20 protein-coding genes are annotated in these 26,496 nt (G+C 66.4%); 7 read left to right on the top strand and 13 right to left on the bottom strand.

From position 1 onward, the window contains the following. Window positions 1-474: 474 nt before the first annotated feature. Genes CH339_RS06080 through CH339_RS06095 form a run of 4 tightly spaced genes read right to left on the bottom strand, consistent with a single transcriptional unit; the run spans window position 475 to window position 5,730 of the window. Window positions 475-1,086 (bottom strand): sarcosine oxidase subunit gamma, encoded by a 612-nt coding sequence (locus CH339_RS06080; protein ID WP_111433449.1) that lies wholly within the window; start codon window positions 1,084-1,086, stop codon window positions 475-477. Continuing rightward, entirely contained in the window at window positions 1,079-4,096 is a 3,018-nt protein-coding gene (locus CH339_RS06085; RefSeq protein ID WP_111433450.1) for a sarcosine oxidase subunit alpha family protein, read from the bottom strand. The genes CH339_RS06080 and CH339_RS06085 overlap by 8 nt, the downstream gene beginning before the upstream one ends. Then, window positions 4,093-4,458 (bottom strand): sarcosine oxidase subunit delta, encoded by a 366-nt coding sequence (locus tag CH339_RS06090; protein WP_111433451.1) that lies wholly within the window; start codon window positions 4,456-4,458, stop codon window positions 4,093-4,095. Before CH339_RS06090 ends, CH339_RS06085 begins: the two co-directional genes overlap by 4 nt. A gap of 21 nt (window positions 4,459-4,479) precedes the next feature. Next, on the bottom strand, window positions 4,480-5,730 hold the full coding sequence (locus tag CH339_RS06095; RefSeq protein WP_111433452.1) for a sarcosine oxidase subunit beta family protein: 1,251 nt from the start codon (window positions 5,728-5,730) through the stop codon (window positions 4,480-4,482). 457 nt (window positions 5,731-6,187) lie between these two features. Here CH339_RS06095 and CH339_RS06100 point away from each other — a divergent pair, with 457 nt between their 5' ends. Further along, window positions 6,188-8,191: a HAMP domain-containing methyl-accepting chemotaxis protein gene (locus CH339_RS06100; RefSeq protein ID WP_111433453.1), complete on the top strand. Its 2,004-nt coding sequence runs from the start codon at window positions 6,188-6,190 to the stop codon at window positions 8,189-8,191. 23 nt (window positions 8,192-8,214) lie between these two features. Here CH339_RS06100 and CH339_RS06105 read toward each other — a convergent pair whose 3' ends face one another. Together CH339_RS06105 and CH339_RS06110 are read right to left on the bottom strand one after the other, a co-directional pair. Beyond that, window positions 8,215-9,276 carry a permease gene (locus tag CH339_RS06105; RefSeq protein WP_111433454.1) on the bottom strand — a complete coding sequence of 354 codons (1,062 nt, stop codon included), beginning with the start codon at window positions 9,274-9,276 and terminating at the stop codon, window positions 8,215-8,217. Window positions 9,277-9,333: 57 nt separating this feature from the next. Then, window positions 9,334-9,666, bottom strand: coding sequence for an ArsR/SmtB family transcription factor (locus CH339_RS06110; protein ID WP_111433455.1), 333 nt, complete (start codon window positions 9,664-9,666; stop codon window positions 9,334-9,336). A gap of 525 nt (window positions 9,667-10,191) precedes the next feature. Between CH339_RS06110 and CH339_RS06115 the strand changes: the two genes are divergently transcribed. Together CH339_RS06115 and CH339_RS06120 are read left to right on the top strand one after the other, a co-directional pair. Further along, window positions 10,192-12,198: a HAMP domain-containing methyl-accepting chemotaxis protein gene (locus CH339_RS06115; protein ID WP_146610121.1), complete on the top strand. Its 2,007-nt coding sequence runs from the start codon at window positions 10,192-10,194 to the stop codon at window positions 12,196-12,198. A gap of 404 nt (window positions 12,199-12,602) precedes the next feature. Continuing rightward, complete coding sequence (locus tag CH339_RS06120; RefSeq protein WP_170138422.1) at window positions 12,603-14,633, top strand: HAMP domain-containing methyl-accepting chemotaxis protein; 2,031 nt, start codon at window positions 12,603-12,605, stop codon at window positions 14,631-14,633. 79 nt (window positions 14,634-14,712) lie between these two features. Here CH339_RS06120 and CH339_RS06125 read toward each other — a convergent pair whose 3' ends face one another. Beyond that, window positions 14,713-16,398: a formate--tetrahydrofolate ligase gene (locus CH339_RS06125; protein WP_245408102.1), complete on the bottom strand. Its 1,686-nt coding sequence runs from the start codon at window positions 16,396-16,398 to the stop codon at window positions 14,713-14,715. Window positions 16,399-16,703: 305 nt separating this feature from the next. On the opposite strand from CH339_RS06125, the gene CH339_RS06130 reads away from it, so the two are divergent. Next, on the top strand, window positions 16,704-17,732 hold the full coding sequence (locus CH339_RS06130) for a GlxA family transcriptional regulator (RefSeq protein WP_111433459.1): 1,029 nt from the start codon (window positions 16,704-16,706) through the stop codon (window positions 17,730-17,732). A 16-nt stretch (window positions 17,733-17,748) separates the two neighbouring features. Here the strand turns inward: CH339_RS06130 and CH339_RS06135 are convergent, their stop codons facing one another. From CH339_RS06135 to CH339_RS06150, 4 genes are all read right to left on the bottom strand, one after another. Next, complete coding sequence (locus tag CH339_RS06135) at window positions 17,749-18,678, bottom strand: prephenate/arogenate dehydrogenase family protein (protein WP_111433460.1); 930 nt, start codon at window positions 18,676-18,678, stop codon at window positions 17,749-17,751. Window positions 18,679-18,681: 3 nt separating this feature from the next. Next, entirely contained in the window at window positions 18,682-19,797 is a 1,116-nt protein-coding gene (gene hisC, locus CH339_RS06140) for a histidinol-phosphate transaminase (protein WP_111433461.1), read from the bottom strand. After that, the gene (locus CH339_RS06145; RefSeq protein ID WP_111433462.1) at window positions 19,794-20,636 is read right to left on the bottom strand and encodes a chorismate mutase; all 843 of its coding nucleotides are present in this window, start codon (window positions 20,634-20,636) and stop codon (window positions 19,794-19,796) included. Before CH339_RS06145 ends, hisC begins: the two co-directional genes overlap by 4 nt. Window positions 20,637-20,799: 163 nt before the next feature. Continuing rightward, the gene (locus CH339_RS06150; RefSeq protein WP_111433463.1) at window positions 20,800-21,549 is read right to left on the bottom strand and encodes a class I SAM-dependent methyltransferase; all 750 of its coding nucleotides are present in this window, start codon (window positions 21,547-21,549) and stop codon (window positions 20,800-20,802) included. Between the two features lie 126 nt (window positions 21,550-21,675). On the opposite strand from CH339_RS06150, the gene gloB reads away from it, so the two are divergent. The 3 genes from gloB (at window position 21,676) to CH339_RS06165 (ending at window position 24,500) form a co-directional block, all read left to right on the top strand. Continuing rightward, window positions 21,676-22,449: a hydroxyacylglutathione hydrolase gene (gene gloB, locus CH339_RS06155; protein WP_111433464.1), complete on the top strand. Its 774-nt coding sequence runs from the start codon at window positions 21,676-21,678 to the stop codon at window positions 22,447-22,449. After that, on the top strand, window positions 22,449-22,916 hold the full coding sequence (locus CH339_RS06160; protein ID WP_111433465.1) for a cupin domain-containing protein: 468 nt from the start codon (window positions 22,449-22,451) through the stop codon (window positions 22,914-22,916). Before gloB ends, CH339_RS06160 begins: the two co-directional genes overlap by 1 nt. Window positions 22,917-23,213: 297 nt before the next feature. Then, complete coding sequence (locus tag CH339_RS06165) at window positions 23,214-24,500, top strand: NAD(P)/FAD-dependent oxidoreductase (protein WP_111433466.1); 1,287 nt, start codon at window positions 23,214-23,216, stop codon at window positions 24,498-24,500. Between the two features lie 83 nt (window positions 24,501-24,583). Here the strand turns inward: CH339_RS06165 and yddG are convergent, their stop codons facing one another. Both yddG and pip read right to left on the bottom strand, forming a co-directional pair. Beyond that, complete coding sequence (yddG, locus tag CH339_RS06170) at window positions 24,584-25,477, bottom strand: aromatic amino acid exporter YddG (protein ID WP_111433467.1); 894 nt, start codon at window positions 25,475-25,477, stop codon at window positions 24,584-24,586. Further along, window positions 25,474-26,430 carry a prolyl aminopeptidase gene (pip, locus tag CH339_RS06175; protein ID WP_111433540.1) on the bottom strand — a complete coding sequence of 319 codons (957 nt, stop codon included), beginning with the start codon at window positions 26,428-26,430 and terminating at the stop codon, window positions 25,474-25,476. Before pip ends, yddG begins: the two co-directional genes overlap by 4 nt. Between the last annotated feature and the right edge of the window lie 66 nt (window positions 26,431-26,496).

Raw genomic sequence — 26,496 nt, forward strand, 5'->3', positions numbered from 1 at the left:
GCGAGCCCACCGGGCTCGGTTGGTTTCGTCTCACCCTCTCCCGTCATCCCGGCCGGAGCGAAGCGGAGAGCCGGGACCCATTGCCCATGTCGGCACGGTATGCCGTCGCGGCTCCTGTCTGACTCGTCGCGATTGTCCATGGCTCCTCACCCAGGGCATACCGGGTGGATGGGGGCAATAGGCCCCGGCTCGGGGGCCGGGGTGACGACGGAGTGTTTTGACCAGCGGGAGCGGGTTCAAACGAATGCGGAGCTTGTTGCCAACGCCCTATGGATTGCCGCGTCGGCCTATCGGCCTCCTCGCAATGACGCTGAAACTATTGAGGAAAACGTCATTGCGAGCGCAGCGAAGCAATCCAGTTCGGCCGTGCCGACTGGATGGCGACTCCTTGCCTGTGGCCAGGGGCGACCGGGCGAGAATGCGGCCGGACAGCGCCAAACTGCCGAGCCGGGGTGGCGAGACCGCGCCGTCGCTTCACACCACCAGACGCTCGCCGCTGCGGGGGACATCCTGGGCGATGCCGAATTCGCGGCCGGAGCGGGTGAGGAGACACCAGAGATAGTCGGCCATGGTGGCGCGGATGTGGAGGTCGAAGACCTCCTCGTCACTCTCGGGCAAAGCCAGCACGGCGACGGCCTTGGCGAAGTTGGAGCCGCGCACCTCGCCCGCCTTGAAGGCGACCGGGTCGAGGTCGAGGGTGGTGAGTTTTGCCAGCGCTGCCCGCGCGCCGGTGCCGGAGATGGCGATGGTCGTGTAGTAGTCGCTGACGCGAACGACCTGGTGCGGCATGCCGGAAAGCGCCTCTTCCAGTCGGCCGGCAAGGTCGCCCTCGGCCTCTGGCGCGCCGACGACCATCCACTCGTCCGGGCCGAGCCAGAGCAGGGAGACGTCGCCGGAGGCGGCAATCTTCGAAGCGCCCGGAAGGCTTACGCCGAGGGCTTTTTCCACGGCGGCACCACCCGTTTCGGCATCGGCGCGCAGGATGAGCTTTGCCAGCAAGGGTCGTTCGGCAAGGCCGAAGGCGCCGCCGTCGGCTTCAAGCGGGCGGCGGTGGGCGAGGGGCGAGCGGCGGCGATCGTCAGCCATCGGCCTTCTCCGCGAAATGGGCGAGGAAATCGGTTTCGGTGACGGTGGCGGCCAGCGGCTTTGCCCCTTTTCGCGAGATGTAGACCGTCTCGCCGATGCGGGCGCCGCCGGACTCCACGAGCGCCATGGCGATGGAGCGGCCGAGATTGGGGCTGAAATAGCTCGATGTCACATAGCCGAGCATCGGTACGGGCGGGGCCGGCTCGTCCGGGGTCGCGATGATCTGGGCGCCTTCCATCAGCACCGTCGCGGGATCCTCGGTGAGGAGGCCGACGAGTTGCTTGCGGTTCGTGCGCACCGTGTCGGAGCGATAGAGCGAGCGCTTGCCGACGAAGTCGCCCTTCTTCTGGCTGACGATCCAGTCCATGCGCAGATCGAACGGGGTGATGGTGCCGTCGGTGTCCTGGCCGACGATGATGAAGCCCTTTTCGGCGCGAAGCAGGTGCATGCCTTCGGTGCCGTAGGGCGTGATGCCGAAGGGCGCGCCGGCCTCCATCACCTTTTCCCACAGCCACAGGCCGTAGCTGGCGGGCACGTTGATCTCGTAGGAGAGCTCGCCGGTGAAGGAGATGCGGAAGACGCGGCAGGCAACGCCGTCGATCGCGGCATCCTTCCAGCTCATGAACGGGAAGTCGTCGGGGGCGAGGTCCCCGGCATCGTCGCAGATCGCCTTGACGACGTCGTAGCTCTTCGGGCCCGACAGGGAGACGACGGCGGTCTCCTCGGTGACGGTGGTCAGAAAGACGTCGAGGTCCGGCCATTCGGTCTGCAGGTAGTCCTCCAGCCAGGTCAGCACGCGCGCGGCGCCGCCGGTCGTCGTCGTCATGTGGAAGTGGTCGTCGGCGATGCAGGAGGTGACGCCGTCGTCGAAGACCATGGCGTCCTCGCCGAGCATCAGGCCGTAGCGGCAGCGGCCGGGGGCGAGCTTCGACCAGGCGTTGGTGTAGATGCGGTTGAGGAAAGTGCGGGCGTCCTTGCCTCTTATGTCGATCTTGCCCAGCGTCGATGCATCGAGCACGGCGACGTCGGTGCGGGCGGCCTTCACCTCGCGCTGGACGGCGTCCTCGAAGGTCTCGCCGGGGCGCGGATAGGCTCTGGCGCGCAGCCAGTCGCCGACCGGCTCGAAGATGGCTTCCGCGCGCACGTGCCAGTCGTGCATCGGGGTCGTCCGGCGCGGCTCGAAGTCGGCGCCGACGAACTGGCCGGCGATCGCGCCGAAGGTGACCGGCTTCCAGGGCTGGCGGAAGGTGGTGGTGCCGAGTTCCGGCAGGGACTTGCCTTGCGCGCCGGAAATGATGCCGAAGGCGTTGAGGTTGGAGATCTTGCCCTGGTCGTTGCCCATGCCGACGGTGGTGTAGCGCTTGGCGTGCTCCACCGAGCGATAGCCCTCGCGCACGGCCAGTTCCAGGTCGCTCGCCTTGACGTCGTCCTGCAGGTCGACGAAGGCCTTCTTGCCGCCCTCGGTGGTGACCATCTGCCAGATCGGCGAGATGCCGGTCGGCTCGGGACCGACATTGGCGAGCTCCGGCACGGGCGCCGCGTTGGCGGTGCAGCCGGCGGCCTCGGCCGCCCAGGCGCCGACGCGGGCGCCGCCCGAAAAGCACTCGGCCATGGTCATCGCGCCGTCGGCGCTGCCACAGACATGGGTACGCTGCCAGTGCCAGCCGGGCCGGAACGCGGCAAGGTCGTCGTCGTAGCGAAGCTGGCCGCGGGACTGGGAGAACAGGGCGACATTCGGCATCCAGCCGCCGGATATGGCAACGAGGTCGGCATCGAAGCCCTCGATGTTGCCGGTCTCGCTCTCGATGGTGATTTCCTTGACCCGGTGGCGGCCGCCGGTGCTGGCGACCTGGTGGGCAAGGCGGACCGGGATGTCCCGCTCGGCCGCCTTGTTGACAAGGGCATCGTCGGGCTGGTGGCGGCTGTCGGAAATGACGGAGATGGTGGCGCCGGCGGCCTGCAAATCGAAGGCCGTCTGCCAGGCCGCATCGTTGTTGGCGATGACGGCCGCGCAGTGGCCGCCCAGCGCCCCGTAGCGGTGCAGATAGGTGCGCGCCGCGCTCGCCAGCATGATGCCGGGGCGGTCGTTTTCGTGAAAGACGAGGGAGCGCTCCACGGCGCCGGTGGCGAGCACCACTTCCTTGGCGCGTATGCGCCAGAGCCGCTGGCGCGGCAGCAGCGGATTGCGGTCCTTCGGCGCCAGGTGGTCGGAGACCTTCTCCCACAGGGCGACGAAATTGTCGGCGTAGTAGCCGATGGCCGAGGTCCGGGGCAGCACCGTGACGCGGTCGTTCGATGCCAGTTCGGCAAGGGCGCCGGCGATCCAGTCGCGCGGGGTCTTGTCGTCGATGGTGATCGCGCCGTCACCGGATTCAGGCAGGGAGAGGAGCTGGCCGCCGGCCTCTGCGGTTTCCTCGGCAAGGATGACGCGGGCGCCGCTCCGCGCCGCGCTCAGCGCCGCCATCAGGCCGGCAGGGCCGGCACCGACGATCAGCACGTCGCAGTGCCGGTTGATCGTCTCATAGGCGTCCGGGTCCGGTCCGTCCGGCGTCTTGCCGATGCCGGCGGCAAAGCGGACGATCGGCTCGAAGGTCATCCAGTTGCCCGGAGGGCCCATGAAGGTCTTGTAGTAGAAGCCGGCCGAATAGAACCGCGAGACGATGTCGTTGGCGGCGTAGAGGTCGTGCTTCAGGGACGGCCAGCAGTTCTGGGCGTGGGCCTGAAGGCCGTCCCAGAGTTCCTGCTCGGTGGCGCGGGTGTTGGGGTCGGCCGTGGCGCCGGAGCCGATCTGGACGAGGCCGGCCGGGTCCTCCGCGCCGGCGCCGACGATGCCGCGCGGGCGGTGGTACTTGAACGAGCGGGCGACCATGTGGACGCCGTTGGCGATCAGCGCCGAGGCGAGGGTGTCGCCCGGATGGCCGGCATAGCTCTTGCCGTCGAAGGAGAACGAGATCTCGCGGCTGCGGTCGATCGACCCGCCTTCGTTAAGACGGAAGGGTTGGCTGGTCATCGTCCGGCCTCCGGCGGGCGCTCGACCTTGACCGCGTCGTTGCCGGAACCGACGGCCTCGCCGCAGGGGGTCGCCGGCACCACGTCGTCGATCTCGGGCGGCTTTTCGCCGATCCGATAGAAGGCGAGGAAACGGTCGGTGGCGGTGTTGCGCAGCGCATTGAAGAAGCGGCGGCAGCCGGCGGCGTGGATCCAGCGCTCGGCGTGGATGCCCTTGGTGTTGTCGCGCATGAACAGGAACTCGGCCCATTCCGCGTCGGTCATGGTCTCGCTTTCCCTCGGGCGCGAGATGTGGGCTTCGCCGGCATGGGCGAATTCGCTCTGGTCGCGCTCGCCGCAATAGGGACAGGTGATGACAAACATGGCGGATGCCTTAAGACAGGGTCAATGGGCGACGGCGGCGGCGCCGTGTTCGGCGACGAGGTCGCCGGTGACGAAGCGCTCCAGGGTGAAGGGCGCGGCAATCGCGTTGGGGGCGTCGTTGGCGACGAGGTCGGCAAAGGCGTGGCCGGAACCGGGGGTCGCCTTCCAGCCGCCGGTGCCCCAGCCGCCATTGACGTAGAAGCCGCCGATTTCGGTCTTGGAGATGATCGGGCTGGCGTCCGGGCAGACGTCGACGATGCCGCCCCACTGGCGCATCATCCTGAGCCTGGAAAAGATCGGGAACAGCTCGACGATCGCGGCCATCTGGTGCTCGATGATGTCGAGCGAGCCGCGCTGGGTGTAGGAGGTGTGGCCGTCGATGCCGGCGCCGATGACCAGTTCGCCCTTGTCGGACTGGGAGCAGTAGACGTGCACCGCGTTCGACATGACGACGCACGGATTGACCGGCTTCAACGGCTCCGACACCAGCGCCTGCAGCGGATGGCTTTCGATCGGCAGGCGGACGCCGACCATGCCGGCGATGACGCTGGTGTGGCCGGCAGTGACGCTCGCCACCTTTTCCGTCCTGATGTCGCCGCGCGAGGTGCGGAGGCCGGTGACCTGGCCGCGCTCGGTGAGGATTTCCGTCACCTCGCAGTTCTGGATGATGTCGACGCCGAGGGCATCGGCGGCGCGGGCATAGCCCCAGCAGACGGCGTCGTGGCGGTTGGTGCCGCCGCGCCGCTGCAGGGTGGCGCCGATCACCGGATAGCGGATGTCCGGCGAGGTGTTGAGGATCGGGCAGAATTCCTTGATCTCTTTGGGACCGAGATATTCCGCATCGACGCCGTTCAGCCGGTTGGCCTCGACCCGGCGCTTGAGTTGACGCGCCTCGTTGTCGTCATGGGCGAGGTTGAGGACGCCGCGGTGGCTCATCATGATGTTGTAGTTGAGCTCCTGGGACAGGCCCTCCCAGAGCTTCAGGGCGTGCTCGTAGATCGCGGCGGACGCGTCGTAGAGGTAGTTGGAACGGATGATGGTGGTGTTGCGGCCGGAATTGCCGCCGCCGATCCAGCCCTTCTCGACGACGGCGATGTTCTTCATGCCGTGGATCTTGGCGAGATAGTAGGCGGTGGCGAGGCCATGGCCGCCGCCGCCGATGATCACCGCGTCATAGGATGGCTTGGGGTCGGGGTCCCGCCAGGCCGGCGTCCAGCCCGTGTTGCCGCGAAGCCCCTCGCGGACAATCGAAAACAGCGAATAGTTGCCCATCGCGCCGACCCCTGCTCATGCTGGAAGGCACCGGCGGTCTCCGGCCCCTGTCGGTCATGACATTAACCGCAGGCGACGTCCAGATCGATCCGGTTGCAGACATCGGCCTTTCTAATTGCGACATGCATTCAGCGGGTTTTCGGCCCTTTCGGGCCTGCGGCGCGTCGCCGCTGGCCACTGGCTCGGGATGCCGGACGATGTGGCAGTCCGACGCCGCCGGCCGCCCGGATTCAGTAATCCAATGTATTCATATGCGCCAAGGAATGTACTTAACATCTTGTTATTAGTTATTGGCGACGATCTTTGTATGGAATCACAGATATACTATTGAGTATATCTTGGGCGTGCAAGCCTGCTTACGGTCGCGCCGGCTGTTCTTGCGACAGGGGCCTGCAAGCCGGCCTTCGCGCAACAACGCAACGCCGCCCTTCAGGGCGTGCATGTGGGACACTTCAAGATGAAGAATTTCGCGATCTCCACCAAGGTCTTCGGCGGTTTCGCCATCGTCCTTGTCCTGCTCGTCGTCATCGGCGCGACCGGCGCGCTCAACCTGGAATCGGGCAACGACAGCTTCAAGCGCTACCGGGCCATCGCGCTGCAGACCAACCAGGCCGGCCGGGTGCAGGCAAACCTTCTGACGGCGCGGCTGGCGGTGAAGAATTTCATCATTGCGCCGTCGCCCGACAGCGTTGCCGCGTTCAACGACCGCGCCGGCAAGACGCGCGCGTTCAACGACACCCTCGGCACCCTCGTCAACAGCGCGGAAAAAAAGCAGGTCGTCGGCGACGTTCGCGACAAGCTGACGACGTACGGCAGCAACTTCGAAGAGGTCGTGCGGCTACAGGCGGAGCGTTCGGATCTGGTGGTCAACACGCTCGACGAAGTCGGCCCGCAGATGGAGCGCAAGCTCACCGAGATCATGCAAAGCGCCTTTGACGACAAGGACGTCATGGCCGCCTACCAGGCGGGAACGGTGCAGCGCAGTCTCTTGTTGATGCGGCTCTATGTGGTCAAGTTCCTGCTGGAGAACAGCGAGGAAGCATTTGCCCGGGTGCTGCAGGAATCGGCGGAGATGGCGAAGCACCGCGAGGCGATGCTGGCCGAACTGCAGAATCCGGGGCGGCGCCAGCTCGCCGAAGAGGTCGGCGCGCTGCACGCCACCTACGAGGCCGCCTTCCGCAAGGTTCATGACACGATCGGCGCGCGCAACGACATCATCAAGAACCGTCTCGACGTCATCGGCCCGGCGATCGCCGGCTCCATGGAAGACCTCAAGCTCGCGATCAAGACCGAGCAGGACACGCTCGGACCCGAGGCGAGCATGGCGATGGACCGCGCGGTCATGATCACGGTCGCGGTCGCGGTGGTCAGCATCCTGCTCGGCCTCGTGGCCGCCTGGGTGATCGGCACCGGCATCGCCCGGCCGATCCGGGCGATGACGTCGGCCATGGGCCGGCTTGCCAATGGCGACAAGGAGCTCGACATTCCGGGCCTCGACCGCAAGGACGAGGTCGGGTCGATGGCGGGCGCGGTCGAAGTGTTCCGGGAGAACATGATCAAGGCCGACGAGATGGCGGCCCGCGAGGCCGCCGAGCTTGCCGCCCGCGAGGCGCGCGCCCGGCGCATCGAGGAGGTGACCCAGGCTTTCGATGCCGCGGTTTCCGACCTCCTCGGCAGCCTTGCGAACGCTTCGGAGGAGATGAAAAGCACGGCCACCTCGATGTCCGAGATCGCCCACACCACCAACGATCGCGCGACGAGCGTCGCCAGCGCGGCGGAGGAGGCCTCGACCAACGTTCAGACCGTGTCGGCGGCGACCGAGGAACTCTCAAGCTCCATCCACGAAATATCGCGCCAGGTGACGCAGTCGTCGCAGATCGCCGACAAGGCCGTTTCGCAGGCCGACACCACGGATGCGCAAGTGCAGCGCCTGGCCTCGGCCTCGCAGCATATCGGCGAGGTCATCGCGCTGATTTCGGAGATCGCCGAGCAGACCAACCTGTTGGCCCTGAACGCGACGATCGAAGCGGCGCGCGCCGGCGAGACCGGCAAGGGCTTTGCCGTGGTCGCTGCGGAGGTCAAGACGCTTGCCGGCCAGACGGCGAAGGCGACGGACGACATCCGCAAGCAGATCAGCGACATCCAGCTCGAAACCGAGGAGGCGGTCGCCGCCATCCAGCAGATCGGCGCGACGATCAAGGACATGAACGAGATCGCGCTCGGGATTTCCTCGGCCGTGGAGGAGCAGAACGCGGCGACGAACGAAATCGCCCGCAATGTGGAGCAGGCCGCGATCGGCACCCGCGAAGTCTCCTCGAACATCCTGGAAGTGACCCGCTCGGCCGGGCAGACCGGGGCGGCGGCAACGCAGGTCACCGGCGTTGCCGGCGACCTCGGCTCCAAGTCGGATCAGTTGCGCGCCGAGGTCGAGACCTTCCTGAGGAGCGTGCGCGCCGCGTGACGCGATAGCGGTTGGCTCGCCGGTCAGGCAAGGGCGTTGAAGAGAAGTCCGAGCAAGAGCGAGCCGACAAGGGCAAAGCCGAGATAGGCGGCGAATACCGGCGGGCGGGCGAGCGCGTAGACGGCGATCGCTGCCGGGATCGAGGTGACGCCGCCGGCGAGCAGGAAGGCCATGCCGGCGCCCGGCGCCATGCCCTGGTCGAGGAGGCCGCCGACCAGCGGCAGGGCGGCATAACCGTTGAGATAGGCCGGCACGCCGACGAGGGTGGCGATGACGACCGGCAGGACGCTGTCGCCGCCGACGAGGCCGACGACCAGGTCGGCCGGGACATGGGCGACCATCAGGCTTTCCAGGAAGAAGGCGAGCGTCAGCCATTTGCCGAGGAAGTTAAGATTGAAGAGGGCATTGGCGCGGAATTTTTTGCGCCGCTCCTTCTCCTCCCAGAAGCGCCAGACGACTGCCTTCGGTGCGCGCACGGCACTCGCGCCGCAGCCGCCATTGCCGACGCCGTCGCGCAAAGGGGTCTGCAATGCCCCGGCCGACTGGAGCGCCCAGGTGCCGAAACCGCCGAGAAGGCCGATGGCGACGGCGGCAAAGGTCTTGTAGACGGCAAAGCCGGTGCCGAGGGTGCCGACGGTCAGGACGAACATCGACGGGTCCATGATCGGCGAGGCGAGCCAGAACGCCATCACCGCCGGCAGCGGCACGCCCATGGCCAGAAGCGCGGCGATCAGGGGGATGACGCCGCAGGAGCAGAACGGCGAGAGCGCACCCATCAGCGCGGCAGCAAGGATCATTCCTGCGGGCCGGCCGGAAAAGGCGCGGGCGATCAGGCTGTCGGCGCCGGAGGCCTTGGCGTAGGCGGCAACGCCGATGGACAGAAGCAGAAAGACGGCGACGCCGAGAAGGGCATCGGCCGTGAAGGCGACGGAGCGGGCGGCCTGGTCGGTGTCGATGAGGGCGAGGAGCGCGAGCGCCGCCGCCAGCAGCAGCCAGACCCTGTCGATGCGCCGGATATCGGCGATGCGCGAGGCGCGGGCGAACCAGCCGCGCGGGCGGTGAAGGATTTCCAGGCCGTCGGACATTTTCCGTCTCCGCTCGGGCTCCGCTTGGGGCGGAGGAAGGATGAGGTGTTTTCGCCGTCAGGCGACGTCGTCGGCTTTCGCCTCGGTGACATCGACGCCGCGGCAGCAGGCCTCGAACAGGAAGTCGCCGAGGCCGCGAAGCCGATCGAAATTTGCCGTGGTTCGGACCTCGCGCCCCGCCTTTTGCTGGGCGACCAGGCCGGCGCGCGACAGTGTCGCCAGATGGTGGGCGAGCGTCGAGGCGGGCACCTTCAGGCGCTGCTGGATCTCGCCGACGGCAAGGCCGTCCGGGCCGGCGCGCACCAGCAGGCGGACGAGGCCGAGCCGGGTGCGGTTGCCGAGCGCCGCAAAGGCGTCGGCGGCGTTCTTTTCGGAAAAATCAGCGGGCATGGAGCGGTCCGGAAACGGGTCATTCGGCGACCGCGGCGCGGCGGCCCTTCTCAAAAGAAACTATATCACTAGTGTTCTAGATATGTCGAGTGATTCGGTCTTGGATTGCCGTTTGCGGATGTATTCAATGCATATATGTGAATGCGTCGAGCTGTCGCAGGGCTTTTGCGGGCGGGGCGATCCGGCCGGGCGTTGCCGCAGACAACCGCCGCCGGCAGGGACGGGCATCAAGTTCAGATATTTTTCGCAATTAATTCAATTATTTATTGGAACACTTCCGGCGGGCTCGCTCAAGAGGCTGGCGGTTCGTCGTATCCCTGACGGCCGTTTTCAGGGTCGCCGATAAAATACGTAGTTAACGGTTCATTATCCATTCCTGGAGATTCTAACTACGCAGTTTTAGCAGGCGGAGGAACGCCCGGATTCTGCACATGCCATCCCAAGCGGTTGGGAAACCCGTTTTTGAGTCAGGTACCCAACAAAATAAACAATCGGCCACCTCTCAAACCCAAGCGAGATAACAAGGTGCTCAAGAACCTCAAGATTTCCACCAAGGTCTTTGGCGGATTCGCCATCGTCCTTGCCCTTCTCGTCCTGATCAGCCTGACCGGCGCCATCAACCTCATGGACGGCAACGACAGCTTCAAGCGCTATCGCGACATCGCCAGGCAGAGCCTGCAAGCCGGCAACGTCCAGACCAACCTTCTGGAAACCCGTGTTGCCGTGCTGAACTTCCTGCGGGCTCCCTCCGAGGAGAACATCGCCACGGTCAAGGCCCGTGCCGGCACGACGCTCGAACTCAGCGAGCAGTTCGATGCGCTGGTGACCTCCGAAGAAAGGAAGAAAGTCATTGCCGGTACGGTCGGCGACATGACGACCTATCTGGCCGCTTTCGAGGACGTCACCAAGGCGCAGGCGACGCGCGACGCGCTTTTGACCAGCGTGCTCAACGTCAAGGGTCCGCAGATGGAGCGGAACCTGACCAAGATCATGCAGAGCGCCTATCAGGACAACGATGCCGGCGCCGCCTACCATGCGGCCGCGGTGCAGCGCAATCTGCTCCTGATGCGCCTTTACCTGTTGAAGTTCATGGAGTCGAACGACGAGACGGCCTACAACCGCACGCTTGCCGAATCGGCGGAGACGACGAAGAATCTCCAGTCGTTGCTGGGTGAATTGCAGAACCCGATGCGCCGCCGCCTCGCCAATGAGGTCATAGAGCTGCATACAGCCTATGAGGAGGCCTTCAAGGGCATGCATGCGGCGATCCTGGCGCGCAATGCGCTGGTCCAGGACCGGCTCAACATCATCGGTCCGAAGGTCGCCAAGGAGATGGAAGGTCTGCAGGCTTCGGTCGAGAAGGAGCAGGCGGTACTCGGTCCCGCGGCGAGCCAGGCAATGGAAACCGCCGTCTATGTCGCCGCTGGCGTGGCGTTCGTCGGCGTCGTCCTCGGCATCCTCGCCGCCTGGTTCATCGGCGTCGGCATCTCCCGCCCGATCGCCGCCATGACCGATGTCATGCGCAAGCTCGCCGGCGGCGACAAGACCGTCGACATCCCGGGTCTCGACCGCAAGGACGAGGTCGGCTCGATGGCCGGCGCCGTGGAGGTGTTCAAGGAGAACATGATCAAGGCCGACGAACTGGCCGCGAGCCAGGCGGAGGAACGCAAGGCCCGCGAGCAGCGCGCCCAGAAGATAGAGGATTTGACCAAGGGGTTCGATTCCAACGTCTCGGAGCTGCTGCAGGCGCTGAGCGCGGCCGCCAACGAGATGGAGAACACCGCGTCCTCCATGTCGGAAATCGCCAACGGCACCAACCAGCGGGCAACCACCGTCGCCAGCGCGGCGGAGGAAGCCTCGACCAACGTGCAGACGGTGTCGTCGGCGACCGAGGAGCTGTCCTCCTCGATCCAGGAGATCGCCCGCCAGGTGGCCCAGTCCTCGCAGATCGCCGAAAAGGCGGTGCAGCAGGCCGACCACACCGACGGTCAGGTGCAGAACCTTGCCGAGGCCGCGCAGCGGATCGGCGAGGTGGTCAGCCTGATCTCGGAAATCGCGGAACAGACCAATCTCCTCGCCCTCAACGCCACCATCGAGGCGGCCCGGGCCGGCGAGACCGGCAAGGGGTTCGCGGTGGTCGCGGCCGAGGTCAAGGAACTGGCCAGCCAGACGGCGAAGGCGACGGACGACATCCGCGCCCAGATCCTCGGCATCCAGACCGAGACCCAGGACGCGGTCGCCGCGATCCAGCAGATCGGCTCGACGATCAAGGACATGAACCAGATCACGGTCGGCATCGCCTCGGCGATGGAAGAACAGAACGCGGCGACCGACGAGATCGCCCGCAACGTGGAACAGGCCGCGATCGGCACCCAGGAGGTCTCCTCCAACATCGTCCAGGTCACCCATGCGGCCGGCGAGACCGGCGCGGCGGCGACCCAGGTCACCGGCGTTGCCGGCGACCTCAACGCCAAATCGCTGCAGTTGAAGTCGGAAGTGGAGCAGTTCCTCGCCGGCGTCCGCGCCGCCTGAGGCTCACGCACGCTCCGCAACGTGAAGGGCATTGAGGACCTTCGCCGCGGGACGGACGACGAATAGGGAGAACCCGGCTGTTCCCGTCGCTCCATGGGGCGAGGTCAATGCCGGATCGAACAAAACGCCGGGCGGGGTTTCCCCGCCCGGTTTTCTTTTTCGGCGGTCGGGATTGAGGGCCTTTCCATCCGCCTTTTTTCGCCCGGTCCTGTAGAAACAGCGACCCCGCGATTTCCCGAAAAATGCGTGGCGACGATAAAATTGCACGTTTTAGTTTATGGTTAACACGCCGTTAACGTTTTCGCCCCAGAACGGAACAAGTTGTCTGCAAGCAGATGGCACGTAAAACAAAAGTACGCAGTAATAAAAATTACGAAGTTTTGCGACTTGCCGACGACAAAGACATGCTTTCAATCAGGGCGATGCCGGTGTTCAAGAACTTCAAGATCTCAACCAAGGTTTTCGGTGGATTTGCCGTGGTCCTTGCCTTTCTCGTGCTGATCGGCCTCACGGCCGGTTTCAGCCTGTTGCAGAGCAATGGCGGGTTCCAGCGCTATCGGCACATCACCGACCAGACGAGCCATGCGGGCGCGGTGCGGGACAACCTCCTGGAAACCCAGCTCTGGGCGCTGCGCTATCTCGAAGACCCGTCCGCGGAACGGCTCGCAACCGCCCGCAAGCGGGCGGCGGAGACGGTCCGGCTCGTCGATACGTTCGACGATCTCGTCAAGAGCGCTTCGAAGATCGCGATCATCAGGGGGGCCGAGACCGAACTGAAGGCCTTTCTGGAGGGTTTCGAGGAGGCCGTCCGGCTGCAGCAGCGGCGCGAGGACCTGGTCCGGAACACGCTCTACGATGTCGGGCCGAAGATCGAAGAGCGGCTGACGGAAATCGCGCGGCAGGTCAGGGCGGACCAGAACGCCGATGCCGTGTTCCTGACCGACGAGGTGCAGCGGCACCTGATGTCGATGCGCCTCAACGTGGCGAAGTTCCTGAACGATAACGGGCAGGCCTCGTTCGAGGCCGTGATGCGGGACGCGGCCGCGGCACGCGACGTTTCGGACCGGCTGATGTCCGAGTTCCGGACCCCGGCGCTGCGCGAGCAGGTCCGGCAGGTGGCGGCGCTTCAGACGAGCTACGAGACGGGCTTCAGGGAGGTGCACGAAATCGCCCTGGCGCGCAACGCGATCGTGAGCGACACGCTCAACACGGTCGGCCCGAAGATCGCTGCGGATATGGAAGACCTGAAGACGGCGATCGAGACCGAGCAGGACACGATCGGCCCGGAAACCACCCGGATGATGGAAAACGCGGTCTACATCACCGCCGCCGTCGGGGCGATCAGCGTCGTCCTCGGCCTTGTTTCCGCCTGGCTCATCGGCACCGGGATCTCCCGGCCGATCATCGCGATCACCGATGTCATGCGCACGCTCGCCGACGGCGACAAGACCGTCGACATTCCGGGCCTCGAGCGCAAGGACGAGGTCGGGTCGATGGCCGGCGCCGTGGAAGTGTTCAAGGAGAACATGATTCGCAACGAGGAGATGGCCGCCCGCGAGATGGAGGCGGTGAAGGTCCGCGAGAAACGGGCGAAGGAGATCGAGGAGATGACCTCGAACTTCGACCGCAACGTCTCCGAACTCCTGCAATCGCTGAGCGCGGCCTCGACGGAAATGGAGAACACGGCCGCCTCCATGTCGGAAATCGCCAACGGCACCAACCAGCGGGCGACCACCGTCGCCAGCGCTGCGGAAGAGGCCTCGACCAATGTGCAGACGGTGTCGTCGGCGACCGAGGAACTCTCCTCCTCGATCCAGGAAATCGTCCGCCAGGTGGCCGAATCGTCCCAGATTGCCGAACGGGCGGTGAAGCAGGCCGACCACACCGACGGCCAGGTGCAGAACCTCGCCGAGGCCGCACAGCGGATCGGCGAGGTGGTCAGCCTGATCTCGGAAATCGCCGCACAGACCAACCTCCTGGCGCTCAACGCCACCATCGAGGCGGCCCGGGCCGGCGAAACCGGCAAGGGCTTTGCCGTGGTCGCTGCCGAGGTCAAGGAGCTGGCCAACCAGACCTCCAAGGCGACGGACGACATCCGCGCCCAGATCCTCAGCATCCAGACGGAGACCGAGGAGGCCGTCGGCGCGATCCAGCAGATCGAGGCGACCATCCAGGAGATGAACCAGATCACCACCGGCATTGCCTCGGCGATGGAGCAGCAGAATGCGGCAACGGAGGAGATCGCCCGCAACGTGGAACAGGCCGCGATCGGCACGCGGGAGGTGTCCTCCAACATCGTGGAAGTGACCCATGCGGCCGGCGAAACCGGCGCGGCGGCGACCCAGGTCACCGGCGTCGCCGGCGACCTCAACGCCAAGTCGCTGCAGTTGAAGACCGAGGTGGAGCAGTTCCTGAGGGGCGTCCGCGCCGCCTGAGGCTCAAGTTCAAGTCCCGATCACGCACAGTGCCGGGCGGGGCTTTCCCGCCCGGTTTTCTTTTCGGTCGCCCGGACGATCAGAACAGGCCGACGACCTCGCCGTCCTCGTTGAGGCCGATGGTCTCGGCCGCCGGATGGCGCGGCAGGCCGGGCATGGTCATGATCTCGCCGCAGATGACGACGACGAAGCCGGCGCCGGCGGCGAGCCGCACCTCGCGGATCGGCACGCCATGGCCGGTCGGCGCACCGCGCAGGTTCGGGTCGGTGGAGAAGGAATACTGGGTCTTGGCCATGCACACCGGCAGGTGGCCGTAGCCGGCTTCCTCCCACTGGTGCAACTGGTCGCGGATCGTCTTGTCGGCGAGCACCTCGTCGGCGCGGTAGATGCGCTTGGCGACGGTTTCGATCTTCTGGAAGAGGCCCATCTCGTCGCGGTAGAGCGGGGCGAACTGGGAATGGCCCTCGTCGGCGAGTTCGGCCACCTTTTCGGCAAGCTCGGTAACGCCGGCCGAACCCTCCGCCCAGTGCCGGCAGAGCACAGCCTCCGTCCCTTCTTCTTCGCAGAACTCCTTGACCGCGGCGATTTCGGCTTCGGTGTCGGTGAGGAAGTGGTTGATGGCGACGATCACCGGCACGCCGAACTGCTTCACATTGGCGATGTGGCGGCCGAGATTGAGGCAGCCCTCGGTGACGGCGGCGACGTTCTCCGTGGCGAGGTCCTCGCGGGCGGCGGCGCCATTCATCTTCAGGGCGCGGATGGTGGCGACGATGACGGCCGCGTCGGGGTGCAGGCCCGCCTTGCGGCACTTGATGTCGAAGAATTTCTCCGCCCCGAGGTCGGCGCCGAAGCCGGCTTCTGTGACGACGTAGTCGACGAGCTTCAGGGCCGTCCTGGTGGCGACGACGGAGTTGCAGCCATGGGCGATGTTGGCGAACGGGCCGCCATGGATGAAGGCCGGGTTGTTCTCCAGCGTCTGCACCAGGTTCGGCTGCATGGCATCGCGCAGCAGCACGGTCATGGCGCCGTCGGCCTTGATCTCGCGGCAGGTGACCGGCGTGCGGTCGCGGCGGTAGCCGATGACGATGTCGCCGAGGCGCTTCTGCAGGTCCTTCAGGTCGTTCGACAGGCAGAGGATGGCCATGATCTCCGAGGCGACCGTGATGTCGAAGCCGCCCTGGCGCGGAAAGCCGTTGGCAACGCCGCCGAGCGCGGCAACGACTTCGCGGAGCGCCCGGTCGTTCATGTCCATGACCCGGCGCCAGGTGATGCGGCGCTGGTCGATGTCGAGCTCGTTGCCCCAGTACATGTGATTGTCGATCATCGCCGACAGCAGATTGTGAGCCGAGGTGATGGCGTGGAAATCGCCGGTGAAGTGGAGGTTGATGTCTTCCATGGGGACGACCTGGGCATAACCGCCGCCGGCAGCGCCCCCCTTCATGCCGAAGCAGGGGCCGAGCGAGGGCTCGCGCAGGCAGATCATCGCCTTGCGGCCGATCCGGTTGAGGCCGTCGCCGAGGCCGACCGTGGTCGTCGTCTTGCCCTCGCCGGCCGGCGTCGGGTTGATCGCGGTGACGAGGATCAGCTTGCCGTCCGGCCGGCCCTCTAATTCCTTGATGAAGTCGGCGGAGATCTTGGCCTTGTCGTTGCCGAACGGCAGCAGGGCCTCGCCGGGAATGTCGAGCGTCTTGCCGATTTCCCAGATCGACTTCTTGTCGGCCGCGCGGGCGATCTCGATGTCGGATTTGACGGGTGTTGTGGGCACGGGCTTTCCTCCTCGATGTCGCTCCCGGCTCTCTTTGTCGTCGGCCGATTGAGCGCGCCTTTTTGGGGCGGGCCCGACCATGGCGGCCGGCCGGCCGGGGCACGCGGCCCGGTTCGACCAAACCTGTCTTACCTGCGACACCGGCATTGCGAAACCGGCCGAAACGGGAAACCTTGGCCCCGCAATGAAAGTTTTGATTGCCGTCGCCCTGCCGGAAAAGTAATTGTCGTTTTTGAGCAGGTTAAGCAAGGCGTCCGCGGACCCTCCAATGCTGCGGCGCCGTTTTCGAGAAAGTGCGTGACGACGTGGGTGACAGCGACCCCCCGGCGAAGCGTTTCGCCTTCGTGCTCATTCCCGACTTCACGCTGGTCGCCTTTTCCGCGGCGATCGAGCCGTTGCGCCTCGCCAACCGCTATTTCGGCAGGAAGATCTACGACTGGCGCTGCGTGACCTGCGACGGCAACGACGTGGCGGCCAGCAACGGCCTGACGGTTCGGCCCGACGGCTCGCTCGGGGATCTCCGGCTCGGGCGGATGGAGTTCGACAAGGTCGACACGCTGGTGGTCTGCGCCGGCATCGACGTGGAGAGCTTCACCAATGCCGAGCTCTCCGCCTATCTGAGGAAACTCGCCGGGAACGGCACCCGGATCGCCGGCATCTGTACGTCGTCCTGGTTCCTCGCCCGTTCCGGCATCCTGGAGGACCGGCGCTGCACCATCCACTGGGAACTCCTGCACACCTTCGCCGAGCGGTTCCCGGACGTCGACGTGCAGCCGGACCTCTTTGAGGTCGACGGCAACATCCATACCTGTGCCGGCGGTGTTGCCTCGCTCGACATGATGCTGGATCTCATTGCCGACGAGATCGGCGATGAGGCGACGGAATGGATCTCCGAGCAGTGCCTCGTCGACCGGGTGCGGACCAAGAACGACCGCCAGAAACTGCCGCTCAACGCGCGGGTGGGCGTGCACAATTCCAAGCTCCTGGCGATGATCGAGGTGATGGAGCAGAACCTCGCCGAACCCCTGTCGCTGGCCGAGATCTCCCGGCGCACCGGGCTGTCGCGGCGCCATGTGGAGCGGCTGTTCCGCCAGCTCCTCGGCCGCTCGCCGGCGCGCTACTATCTCGACCTCAGGCTCGACCGCGCAAGGCAGCTTCTCCTGCAATCGGACATGGCGATCGTCGACGTGGCGATTGCCAGCGGCTTCGTCTCCGCCTCGCATTTCTCCAAGTGCTACCGCGAGCTCTACGGCCGGTCGCCCCAGGCCGACCGGCAGGCCAGCCTGACGGAGCGGGCCGCCGGCCCGAAGGGCGGGCGGTCGGCGCCGCTTTGAGCGAGCGCGACCCGCCTCAGTCCCGGGTCTTTTCGTGCGGCCGGCCGAAGTCGGGTGCCGGGGTTTCCTGGCCCGCCTCGATGATCGACTTGCGGATCGAGCGGGTGCGCGAAAAAAGGTCGTAGAGGACCCCCGCGTCGCCCCAGCGGATTGCCCGCTGCATGGCCGAAAGATCCTCGGAAAACCGGCCCAGCATCTCCAGGATCGCGTCCCTGTTGTGCAGGCAGACGTCGCGCCACATCGTCGGGTCGGACGCCGCCAGCCGGGTGAAGTCGCGAAAGCCGCCGGCGGAATATTTGATCACCTCGGACTTCGTCACCGTCTCCAGATCGTCTGCCGTGCCGACGATGTTGTAGGAGATGAGCTGCGGCAGGTGGCTGGTGATCGCCAGCACCAGGTCGTGGCGGCCGGGCTCCATCAGTTCCACATCCGAGCCGCAGCCGCGCCAGAAGGCGGCCAGCCTGTCGATGGCGTCTTGGCTGGTGCTCTTGTCCGGGGTCAGGATGCACCAGCGGTTCTGGAACAGGTCCGGAAAGCCGGCGTCGGGGCCGGAATGCTCGGTGCCGGCGATCGGGTGGCCGGGAATGAAGTGGACCGTGTCCGGAACGTGCGGGGCGATCTGGTCGATCACCGACATCTTGACCGATCCCACATCGGTGAGGATGGCGCCGGGTTTCAGGCTGCCGGCGATCGTCTGCATCATGGCGTCACAGGCGCCGACGGGGATGCAGAGGACAACGAGGTCGGCGTCCGAGACGGCTTCCGCCGGATCGAGGGTGTAGACATCGCCGAGGTTCAGTTCGCGGGCACGCTCCAGGGTCTTTTTGGAGCGGGTGGAGATGGCGATCTCGCCCACCAGGCCTTCGCGGCGGGCGACCTGGGCGAGCGAGGAACCGATGAGGCCGATGCCGATCAGCGCCAGACGGTCGAAGAGGGGCTCTGCCATCGCTTACCGCTCCGTCTGTTCGAGGAACGCGGCAATGGCGGCGACGGTGGCGCGGTTGGCCTCCTCGCTGCCGACGGTCATGCGCAGGGCATCCGCCAGGCCGTAGTTGTCGACACGGCGGAGCACGATGCCCTCGGAAAGGAGGTAGGCATCGGCTTCGGCGGCGGTGCGGCCGGGCGCATCCGGGAAATGGATGAGGATGAAGTTGCCGACGCTCGGGGTGACTTTGAGGCCGAGCTTTTCCAGCTCCGCCGTCAGCCAGGGCAGCCAGCGTGCATTGTGCTCCACGGCCGCCTCGGTGAAGGCGCGGTCGCGGATGGCGGCAACGCCGGCGGCGATCGACGGGGCGCCGAGATTGAACGGGCCCCTGATCCGGTTCACCGCATCGATGATGGCGGCCGGGCCGTAGACCCAGCCGACGCGCAGCGCCGCAAGGCCGTAGACCTTGGAAAAGGTCCGCGTCATGACGACGTTTTCCGCGCTGCCGACGAGTTCGATGCCGGCCTCGTAGTCGTTCTTCTGCACGAATTCCGCATAGGCGGCATCGAGGACGAGGATGACGTTGCCGGGCAGGCCCGCATGGAGGCGGCGGATCTCGTCGAAGGGCAGGTAGGTGCCGGTCGGATTGTTCGGGTTGGCGAGGAACACGATGCGGGTGCGGTCGGTCACCCGTTCCAGGATGGCGTCGATGTCGGCCGTCAGGTCCTTTTCCGGCGCGACCACAGGCACGCCGCCGGCGGCGCGGGTGGCGATCGGGTAGACCAGGAAGCCGTGCTCGGTGTGGATCGCCTCGTCGCCGGGGCAGAGGTAGGCCTGGGCGAGGAGGTTCAGGACCTCGTCGGAGCCGGCGCCGCAGACGATGCGGTCCGGGTTGAGGCCGTGGACGTCGGCGATCGCCTCGCGCAGCGCCGTGGAGGCGCCGTCCGGATAAAGCTCCAGGTGCTCTGCGCAGGCCGTGTAGGCGGCGACGGCGGCCGGGCTCGGGCCGAGCGGCGTCTCGTTGGAGGAAAGCTTGTAAAGCGTCTTGCCGGTGCCCTTGGACTTGCCGGGGACGTAGGGCGCGATGTCCAGGACGCCGGGGCGCGGCGCCGGTCGGGAGCGGTCGGGTGCGGTGGTCATTCGGTCTGGCTTTTTTGTTGGCTCGGGTCGCCGTCGATGGAAAGGGGCGCGGCAAAGCCACCGGCGGGTTTGAGCGGGGGGAGGCCGGCGTCCGTTGCGAAGGTCTCCGGGTCGCGGTCGGTCGCAAGCGCAAAGAGCGTGCCGGCCGGTGTCGCCGCGAGGATGTCGACTCCGGAAAGGGCGTCAAGGGCTTCCGGTCCGGCCGCGGTCGCATAGCAGCGCCATTCCGGCGGCGTCGGATCGTCGAGCGGGTTGGAGATGACGACGGCGGGAAGGTCCGCCGGCCGGTCGTTTGAGGTGAAGAAGGGAAGCCGCGCGATGATGCGCGGGCCGTCCGGCCGGGTGAGGCCCTGCCACCAGGGCGTCTCGCCATCGACCAGGGGGACGAGGGCGAGATCGGTTTCGGATGCCGCGACCGACGCTATCGCGGCATCGGCATCAAGCGCCTCCAGCAGCGGCACGTTGAAGCCGAAATAGAAGCGGGCGACGTCGCGCAGCTCGCTCGGCCGGCGGTCGGTCGGCATGTGCAGGCGGTAGGGCGCCTGGAGGAATGTGAAGGTGGAGATGATCTCGCGCCAGAGATATTCGACCGTCACCAGCGGCAGGGTGCCGTGGTGGCGCCCGGCGAAGCGGCGCATCATCGACGCCTCGCGGGCCGGGCGGAAGGCGGCGCCCTTGCGGCCGCCCTGCTTGGCGGCGATCAGTTCGTCGATGATCGAGGAGCGCTCGATCAGGAGATCGTGCATCTCAGCGTCGATGGTGTCGATGCGCTGGCGCAGGCGCGCCAGGCTCGCCTGGCGGTCGGTCGCGGATGCCGTATCGCGTGTGTCGTCGCTCATGTAACCGGTTCGTCGCGATCCCTTGCCGGAATCGCCGCCGTTCTTGGGGGTGAAGGGACGGGCGGGGACGAGGTCGCCGCCAAGCGCCAAGTCATAGGCAGATGCGCGCCGAAAATCAAAAAAAACCGACCGACGGCCGGGCGGCGGGGCGGCTCCGGTCGGCTCAGCCTTTCGAGCGGGAGGCGCCGCGGGGGGCGGCCTGGGGTGCAAAGACCGGGCGGAACACGGCCTTGGCCCGCGACGGCTTCAGCTTGATGCCCTTCATCACCTTCTTTTCCGCCTCCACGACGAGGACGCCGGCAAGGGCGGGCCAGAGCTTCTGGCCGAGCCGTTCGCTGGTGCGGGCATAGCGCAGCAGCAGGCGCCGTGAGGAGGGCGCGAAATGCAGCGCCTCGCTCCAGGCGACCGGGGTGAGCATGGCGTCCTCCAGGAAGGCGGTGAGCTGGCCGCTGCTGAACGGACGACCGTAGCCGAAGGGGGTGCCTTCGGTCTGCGCCCACAGGCCGCGGCGCGCCGGCACGACGATCAAGAGGCGCCCGCCCGGCACCAGCACGCGCCAGGCCTCGCGCAGCACGGCGCCCGGATTGTCGGCCATTTCCAGGCCATGGACGGCGATGATGCGGTCGATGGAGCCGTCGGGCAGCGGCCAGGCGTCCTCGTCGACGAGGCCGGCGACGTTGGGGCCTTCCGGCGGCCAGGCAATGACGCCCTGGGGTGCCGGCATGAAGGCGATGACACGTTCGGATTCGGCCAGGAACGGGCGCAGATAGGGCGTCGCGAAGCCGATGCCGAGGACGCGGTCGCCGGCAACCTTGGGCCAGATTTCCCGCAGCCGGGCGCTCACCACCGAGCGTACCATGCGCCCGAGCGGCTGCTCGTAAAAGCCCTTCATGTGCAGGACATCGACATACATCGCTGGACCGTCCGCTGCCAAGAACCCTACGACATTACCCGGCACGCCCGACTGCGCAAGAGGTGGACAGTCCGGCGGGCGCAGGTCACCATGGCGCCCTCACCAACAACGACGAAGGGGGCGACGATGTCGGCAATCGAGGTTCACCAGTTTGCGTGCCTGTCAGATAATTACGCGGTGCTGGTTCACAATCCGGCAACGGCGGCAACGCTCCTGATCGATGCGCCGGAGGAGGGGCCCGTCCGCGCGGCGCTGGCCGAGACCGGCTGGACGCTGACCCACATCCTCGTCACCCACCATCACTGGGACCACACGCAGGGCATCGCGGCGCTGAAGGCGGAGACCGGCTGCGCGGTGATCGGACCGGCAGCCGAAGAGGCCAAGATCAAGACCCTCGACGAGACGGTGGGCGACGGCGACGTCATCCATCCGGGCGGCATCGAGGTCCGGGCGGTCGCAACGCCGGGTCACACGCTCGGGCAGATCTCCTACTACCTGCCGGAGCCGGGCGTCGCGTTCACCGGCGACACGCTGTTCTCGCTCGGCTGCGGGCGGGTGTTCGAGGGCGATGCGACGATGATGTGGGGCTCCATGCAGCGCCTGATGCAGCGCATCCCGGATGAGGCGAAGATCTATTGCGGCCACGAATACACCCTGGCCAACGCCAAGTTCGCCATCACCGTCGATCCGGACAATGCGGCGCTGAAGGAGCGGCTGTCGGAGGTCGAGGACTTGCGCAAGCGCGGCGTGCCGACCCTGCCGACGACGATGGCGCGGGAAAAGGCGACCAACCCGTTCCTTCGGGCGAAGGATCCGGCGATCCGCTCGCATCTGAAGATGGCGTCCGCCGAGGACGCGGCGGTGTTCGGCGAAATCCGCTCGCGCAAGGACAATGCGTAATGACCCTCCGCGACCCCTATCGCGGGCTTTCCGCCGAAGACGTCGCGCGCATGCTCGATCTGGCGCCGCACCCGGAGGGCGGCTATTTCCGCGAGACCTTCCGGGATGCCGAGGCGCGGGACGGACGGGCGCAGTCGACGGCGATCTATTACCTGCTCGGCGCCGGCGACGTCTCGGCCTGGCACCGGGTCGATGCGGTGGAGGTCTGGCACTGGTACGCGGGCGCGCCGCTGGTGCTGACGATCTCGGAAAATGGCCACGACGCGGCGGCCGCCCATCTCGGCGCGGGCATCGCCAGCGGCGAGCGGCCGCAGATCGTGGTGCCGCGGCATGCCTGGCAGACGGCGACCTCGCTCGGCGCCTGGACCCTGGTCGGCTGCACGGTGGCGCCCGGTTTCCTGTTCGAGGGCTTCGAGATGGCGCCGGCGGACTGGCGGCCCGAACCGCGCGCGCCGAAACCCCGGTAAACTGCTTAGATCGTTGACGTAAGCGTAATCGTTGAAACTACGATGGACAGCGTCAATCCACCGCAGGCAAGCGCGATTCAGGCCGGATTTCCGCTCTTTTTCAGCCTGCGACATTTTGACATAGGTGGGCGCGGAAAACGGCGGCATACATCCGAATATTAGAAATACCTGTTTCAACTGAAAGGGAGCCGGACGGGCTCCCTGCAAACGTCTTGCTGGTCTTCTCTCCGTTTATCGACAAGGATGTCCGTAGTTGCACCCGCTGAAAAGGGTGCCGCGTTGATAACGGAGAAAAAAATGGCACATGTAGTTGTCCTGGGAGGAGGCTTGGGCGGTGTTTCGGCGGCATATGAGGTTCGCCAGGCCCTGCGCAAGGAGCACAAGGTTACCGTCGTTTCCAAGAACTCCTTCTTTCAATTCACCCCGTCCAATCCCTGGGTCGCCGTCAAGTGGCGCACCAAGAAGGCGATCACCGTGGAGCTCGAGCCGGTGCTGAAGCGGCACAGCATCGACTTCATCTGCAATCCGGCCGCCAAGCTCCTGCCGGAGGAGAACCGCATCGTCCTGGAAGACGGCGCCGACGTCTCCTACGACTACCTGATCATCGCGACCGGTCCGGAACTGGCCTTCGACGAGATCGAGGGCCTCGGCCCGCATGGCGGCTATACCCAGTCGGTGTGCGACGTCGACCACGCGGTCTCGGCTTCGGAGACCTGGGACACATTCTGCGCCGATCCCGGCCCGATCGTCTGCGGCGCCGTGCAGGGTGCGTCCTGCTACGGCCCGGCCTACGAGTTCGCGCTGATCATGGACACGGACCTGCGCAAGAAGAAGATCCGCGACAAGGTGCCGATGACCTTCGTCACCGCCGAGCCCTATGTCGGTCATCTCGGCCTCGGCGGCGTCGGCGACACCAAGGGGCTCCTGGAATCGGGCCTGCGCGAGCGGCACATCCGCTGGATCTGCAACGCCAAGGTCGCCAAGGTCGAAGACGGCACAATACACGTCATCGAGCACAACGACGACGGCTCGGTGAAGAAGGAGCACGAGCTGCCGTTCAAATACTCCATGATGCTGCCGGCGTTCCGGGGCATCGGCGCCGTGCGCGACATCGAGGGCCTGGTCAATCCGCGCGGCTTCATCGTCGTCGACAAGCACCAGCGGAACCCGAAATATCCGAACGTCTTCGGCGTCGGCGTGTGCATCGCGATTGCGCCGCTGGAGGCGACCGCGGTTCCGGTCGGCGTGCCGAAGACCGGCTACATGATCGAGAGCATGGTGACGGCGACCGCCCTCAATATCGGCGAGATCATCGCCGGCCAGCAGCCGACCCACGAGGCGTCGTGGAACGCGATCTGTCTCGCCGATTTCGGCGACACCGGCATCGCCTTCGTGGCGCTGCCGCAGAACCCGCCGCGCAACGTCAACTGGTCGTCGAGCGGGCGCTGGGTGCATCTGGCCAAGATCGCCTTCGAGAAGTACTTCCTGCGCAAGGTGCGCAAGGGCTCGACCGAACCCTACTACGAGAAGGTCGTGCTGCAGCTTCTCGACATCGGCAAGCTGAAGGAAAAGGTGCTCGGGTAGTTCCGGGGTACTCTGTTGCGAATATCAGCGCCGCGTCCGGTCCTCCGGGCGCGGTTTTTTTGCTGTATGCATGCTGCACAGACTTATTGCTGCGCCGCCCGGACCGCCGACCGCCGCTTCAGCATGTCCTTGGCGGCGAGGGCGGCGCCGCCGGTGATGGCGAGGCAGGCGATGACGACGGGCCAGGTGGCCTGGCCGAAGCCGAAGGCGATGAGGATCAGGGTGGACAGCGGCGGCGCGGCGTAGGAGGCGGCGCCGAGCACCTGGATGTCGCCCTTCTTGACGCCGATGTCCCAGACATAGAAGGCCGCGCCGACCGGCATCAGGCCGAGCCCGGCAACGGCGAGCCACTCCCCCGCATCGGCCGGCCAGACGGTCTCTTCGAACACCACATGGCAAAGCGCGCTGAGGATCGCGCCGGCAAGGCAGAAGCCGGCGACCGCATCGGTCGGCACGCTGGCGAAGCGCCGCGAGACGACGGAATAGGTCGACCAGGTCAGCGCGCAGACGGCGGCTGCCAGATAGCCGGTGGTGTATTCGGCGTTGAACGCAAAACCCCTGCCGCCGGTGACGATGAGGGCCGTGCCGAAGAGGCCGAGGAGGGATCCCGCGATGTGGAACCAGCGCAGGCGCTCGCCGGGCAACAGGGCGGAAAAGACGACGATCAGGAGCGGCCAGAGATAGGCGATGAGGCCGGCTTCCACCGGCGGCGCGTTCCTGAGCGCCGTGTAGTAGAAAAAGTGGTAGCCGAAGAGCCCGCCGACGCCGAGGAGCCAGACCGGCCATGGCTGTACGAGTGCCCGGGCGGCGCCGGGCCGCCAGGCCCAGGAGGCAACGCCGATCAGCCCGCCGAGCCCCATGGTCAGCGCCAGGAGCTGGAACGGCGGCACCCTGCCGCTGGCCGCGGTAAAGAGCGCAAGCAGCGCCCACATAAGAACGGCGGTGAAGCCGATCAGAGTGGCAGTCGCCTTGCTCATTCCGCGTGGCCGGCGAACCGGTCGGTCGCCTCGATCAGCGCGGAGCGGATGCCCGGCTCGGAAAAGGCATGGCCGGCGTCGTCGATGATCGTGAACTCGGCCTCAGGCCAGGCCTTGTGCAGGTCGTAGGCGGTGCGCATGGGCGTTGCCGCGTCGTAGCGGCCCTGGACGATGACGCCCGGAATGTCCTTCAGGCGGCCGGCATCGCGCAGGAGCTGGCCTTCCTCCAGGAAGCCGGCATTGACGAAATAGTGGTTCTCGATGCGGGCAAAGGCGAGGGCGAAATTTTCCTCGCCGAAGTCCGCGGCAAAATCCGGGTTGGGCAGGAGCGTGATGGTGCGGCCTTCCCAGATCGACCAGGCCCGTGCCGCCTCGATCTGGACGGCGCGGTCTTCATGGGTGAGGCGCCGGTGATAGGCGGCGATGAGGTCGCCACGCTCGTCCTCCGGGATCGGCGCGAGGAAGTCGTTCCAGTAATCCGGAAAGAGCCAGCAGGCGCCGTTCTGATAGTACCAGGCGAGTTCGGAGCCGCGCAGGGTGAAGACGCCGCGCAGGATCAGCTCGCTGACGCGGTCGGGGTGTTTCTCTGCATAGGCGAGCGCCAGGCACGAGCCCCAGGAGCCGCCGAAGACGAGCCATTTGTCGATGCCGTGCAGTTCGCGCAGCGCCTCGATGTCGGCGACGAGGTGCCATGTGGTGTTGGCCTCGAGCGAGGCATGGGGCGTGGAGCGGCCGCAGCCGCGCTGGTCGAACAGGATGACGTTGTACCGTTCGGGGTCGAAATAGCGGCGCTGCTGGGCATTGCAGCCGCCGCCCGGCCCGCCGTGCAGGAACACCGCCGGCTTGCCCTCCTTGTTGCCGCAGGCCTCCCAATAGACCTGGTGGCCGTCGCCGGTCTCCAGCATGCCGGAGGCGTAAGGCTCGATGGGTGGATAGAGCGGCCGGTGTCGCATGGCGGGATCCGTCGGTTCTGAAATCCGGCCCTTCATAACATGGCCAGAGGATGCCGCCAGCCGCCA

It is taken from the genome of Rhodobium orientis, assembly GCF_003258835.1.
Taxonomy (GTDB): domain Bacteria; phylum Pseudomonadota; class Alphaproteobacteria; order Rhizobiales; family Rhodobiaceae; genus Rhodobium; species Rhodobium orientis.

Bases quoted from the DNA above. Each gene is read 5' to 3' on its own strand.
- CH339_RS06080 (WP_111433449.1), bottom strand. From the start codon at position 1,086: ATGGCTGACGATCGCCGCCGCTCGCCCCTCGCCCACCGCCGCCCGCTT.
- CH339_RS06085 (WP_111433450.1), bottom strand. From the start codon at position 4,096: ATGACCAGCCAACCCTTCCGTCTTAACGAAGGCGGGTCGATCGACCGC.
- CH339_RS06090 (WP_111433451.1), bottom strand. From the start codon at position 4,458: ATGTTTGTCATCACCTGTCCCTATTGCGGCGAGCGCGACCAGAGCGAA.
- CH339_RS06095 (WP_111433452.1), bottom strand. From the start codon at position 5,730: ATGGGCAACTATTCGCTGTTTTCGATTGTCCGCGAGGGGCTTCGCGGC.
- CH339_RS06100 (WP_111433453.1), top strand. From the start codon at position 6,188: ATGAAGAATTTCGCGATCTCCACCAAGGTCTTCGGCGGTTTCGCCATC.
- CH339_RS06105 (WP_111433454.1), bottom strand. From the start codon at position 9,276: ATGTCCGACGGCCTGGAAATCCTTCACCGCCCGCGCGGCTGGTTCGCC.
- CH339_RS06110 (WP_111433455.1), bottom strand. From the start codon at position 9,666: ATGCCCGCTGATTTTTCCGAAAAGAACGCCGCCGACGCCTTTGCGGCG.
- CH339_RS06120 (WP_170138422.1), top strand. From the start codon at position 12,603: ATGCTTTCAATCAGGGCGATGCCGGTGTTCAAGAACTTCAAGATCTCA.
- CH339_RS06135 (WP_111433460.1), bottom strand. From the start codon at position 18,678: ATGGCAGAGCCCCTCTTCGACCGTCTGGCGCTGATCGGCATCGGCCTC.
- hisC (WP_111433461.1), bottom strand. From the start codon at position 19,797: ATGACCACCGCACCCGACCGCTCCCGACCGGCGCCGCGCCCCGGCGTC.
- CH339_RS06145 (WP_111433462.1), bottom strand. From the start codon at position 20,636: ATGAGCGACGACACACGCGATACGGCATCCGCGACCGACCGCCAGGCG.
- CH339_RS06150 (WP_111433463.1), bottom strand. From the start codon at position 21,549: ATGTATGTCGATGTCCTGCACATGAAGGGCTTTTACGAGCAGCCGCTC.
- gloB (WP_111433464.1), top strand. From the start codon at position 21,676: ATGTCGGCAATCGAGGTTCACCAGTTTGCGTGCCTGTCAGATAATTAC.
- CH339_RS06160 (WP_111433465.1), top strand. From the start codon at position 22,449: ATGACCCTCCGCGACCCCTATCGCGGGCTTTCCGCCGAAGACGTCGCG.
- CH339_RS06165 (WP_111433466.1), top strand. From the start codon at position 23,214: ATGGCACATGTAGTTGTCCTGGGAGGAGGCTTGGGCGGTGTTTCGGCG.
- yddG (WP_111433467.1), bottom strand. From the start codon at position 25,477: ATGAGCAAGGCGACTGCCACTCTGATCGGCTTCACCGCCGTTCTTATG.
- pip (WP_111433540.1), bottom strand. From the start codon at position 26,430: ATGCGACACCGGCCGCTCTATCCACCCATCGAGCCTTACGCCTCCGGC.